General features: G+C 40.4%; 2 protein-coding genes and 1 pseudogene. 1 reads left to right on the plus strand and 2 read right to left on the minus strand.

Annotation, left to right across the window (positions count from 1 at the left end; translation table 11 throughout):
- A pseudogene (locus WBM98_RS17420) lies at nucleotides 1-477 on the plus strand (NRAMP family divalent metal transporter); the annotation flags it as partial.
- 32 nt (nucleotides 478-509) lie between these two features.
- Here the strand turns inward: WBM98_RS17420 and WBM98_RS17425 are convergent.
- Nucleotides 510-2,453 carry an OmpA family protein gene (locus WBM98_RS17425; protein WP_424367293.1) on the minus strand — a complete coding sequence of 648 codons (1,944 nt, stop codon included), beginning with the start codon at nucleotides 2,451-2,453 and terminating at the stop codon, nucleotides 510-512.
- 2 nt (nucleotides 2,454-2,455) lie between these two features.
- On the minus strand, nucleotides 2,456-3,018 hold a 563-nt coding region (locus WBM98_RS17430; RefSeq protein WP_424367294.1), incomplete at its 5' end, for a PorP/SprF family type IX secretion system membrane protein.

Below are 3,018 nucleotides of genomic sequence, written 5' to 3' on the forward strand. Positions count from 1 at the left end.
AGTGGTAATGCAGTGAATTTTGCGGACCAAGTGGTTCAATTGTTCACCATCCACATTGGGGATTGGGCCTATATTTTTATTGCCACGGCAGCTTTTGCCACCATGTTCAGTACCTGCATGTCTGCCCATGATGCCATTGCCCGGGTAAGTTTGGATACGATTGATTTGCTATCCCCGAAAATAAGATTGCAGCGCAAGAAATGGCCATTTGCCTTCTTGGTAGTGCTATTGGCCATAATAAACTTGATCGTTGTCTTTGGCTTCAGGTCCAATATGGGAAAGTTGGTGGCTTTGGCCACATTCGTCTCATTCGTGGTTGCTCCGATTATCGGTTATATGAATCTTAGAAATGTGATGAGCAGTGAAATACCGAAAGAAATGCGGCCTAAAAAACCCTTACAGGTACTCACCTATGCCGGTATCATTTTTCTTTCCTTTTTCTCGGTGTACTACTTTTGGATCGTGTTGTTCAATTGATTTAAAAAGGTGGAAAAGACCACTGCTTAAACCTATAATTCCTCAGCATTGGTAATCACTATCAGGGTACGATCATTTTGCTTATGCAAGAAATCAAGACAATACACCCCATCTGCACACTTATTGACCAAATTTTCCTCTCCAAAGCCGGTTGAAGATACGATGTTGGAAGAAGCGACCCCATGGGCCATTAAATAAGATCGAATGGCATCTGCCCTATTTTGGGAAATTTTTTTGTTCGTGGCTTTGGCCCCTTTACTATTCGTATAGGATTCAATGGCCAATTTTACTTGTGGGAAACTCTTTACCGCATTGACCACCTTATCGAGTTCCGTTTGTATCACTGGTGAAATATCCGCCTTACCAGTATCAAAATAGAATTTTTGCAATTTAATGACCTGTTTGCCTTCTTTCTCATCCAAAAGATCATCAATGAATGAAAGGCCCATATCGTAACCTTGTTCCTGTAACCCTTCTAATTCATTTTCGGCAAAGACGGAAGAAAAATTTGAATACCTATCCTTTGAGGCTTCGATGGTAATATGGTCCTGCCATGAAATCTCTATTCGAAACTCCCCATCTTCATCGGTATACACTTCCTTAATTTGAGTGCCATCCTTATCCAATAGCCTTACTTTTGCCTTTAGAATTCCTTCCTGCGAATTAAGGTTCACCACACGACCTTTCATGGTGAAGGTTTTTAGGCCAATTTCGTTTTTAACTTTAATGCCATAAATATCGTCATTGCCCTTACCACCGATCCGATTCGATGAAAAATATCCCAATAGGCCTTCTGTCCCATTTTCCCTGAGTATTAGGCCAAAGTCATCAGAAGTCGAGTTTATACTTTTACCGAGATTTATGGGGACCCCAAAAGAACCATCAGAGTGCATATTCGCCTTATACATATCCATACCACCGATCCCATAAAAAATATCGGATGAAAAATAAAGGCTATTTTCAAAAATAAAGGGCGCTATCTCGTTCCCTGGAGAGTTTATCCTTGGTCCAAGATTCGTGGGTTCTGACATGATCTGCCCATTATTCGTATACACATAATACAAATCCGTTCCCCCATAACTATCCTCAAAACTAGCAGCGAAATAGAGCTTGGACGATGCTGCATCATAGAACGGATAATAAAAGGAAGTACTGAGATCTTTGAGCAAAAAAGTCAAGCTACCTTTCAGGTCCGTCAATGCGATAGCCAAGGCGTTCTTACCATTCTCATCAAATAAGAGCTCACCCTCCCAAGTATTGGAAAGCACATAGAACAACTTACCAAGTTCCTTTGAAAAAAAAGGCGTTGCCTTATGAAATCTGGATTCGGCAATAGCCGTAAAAGGAGTTACATTTCGAACATTTCCATCAGCATTGATTTGGCCCTCATAAATATCCAAATAAGACTCACCTGAAGGTTCATAGGTCTTTTTATTGCTTTTTGACCGACCACTACTAAAAAGTAGTTTGTCATCATAAAACCCGGGACCAAAATCTGCTTGTGGACTATTGCTGTTCAAATTAATAATCTGTATTTCTGAAGTGTCGTCATTACCGGAAAGCAACTCATAATTGAATTCGGCATTTTCGAGTAATTCATTGGGCAGGATGTTCCGTTTTGAATTGAGAAACGTCCGTACCCTATCTACGTTTGAAGTTTTCGCCAAACTCTGCAGCATATTGTTTAGGCGATGGTTAGACATTACCGAGTCTTTCTTGTTAACATCCAGATAAATTTCAGAAGCATCCTTATAGTTGCCCAATTTATAATACGAATCTGCCAAGTTCAACAATTGGTTATTTTTCAAGGGAGCTTTTGCCATTTCCCTTTGGTATTCCACAATCGCACTTTTATAATCATAGCCATAAAAGAAAATATCGGCCTTCGACTTTTTTTCTTGGGCGAAAGTTGTCGCTATGATCATAAAACAGCATACTAGTAAAGCCTTTGTTTTCATTTTAATGTCTTCTTTCATTTTTAAAAGAACCTTGGCGTATCGATTTGCTTAGGCTTCCCTTTTGCATTCTTGGTTTTGGGCTGTCTGTTGCGATCCCCACCCTTTCCGAGATAGAATTTCAGTATAATCTCATGGGAGCCGTTGTTATACTCCCCCAGACCATTGGTATTGTAATCATAGGAATATCCCACGAACATGCCACTCGACACTTGAAAGCCTGCCAAGCCACTTAAGGCGTTGTCAAGACGATAAGAAGCCCCTAAGGTAACTTTATCATCGATTAGGAAGTTGGAGGACACATTCAAATTTACCGGGGCGCCCTGCAGGTAATTGACCATAAAGGCAGGTTTAAGTTTCAAGGCATCATTCAACTCAAAAACATATCCCCCTATAAAATTGAACTGCACTTTGTCCTCCACCACAACCGCGACTTCATCGTTATAAATACCATTGGTCAGGAAATTCGGGATCGACAGGCCAACATACCAATTATCGGAATATAAAAATGTTCCCGCCCCAATGGTAGGGTAAAATTTATTCACCGTTTGTTCATTGACTAGCGGTTCATTCTCTATCTCAAAAT

The organism is Maribacter sp., from assembly GCF_049667165.1.
In the GTDB taxonomy this organism is placed as follows: domain Bacteria; phylum Bacteroidota; class Bacteroidia; order Flavobacteriales; family Flavobacteriaceae; genus Maribacter_A.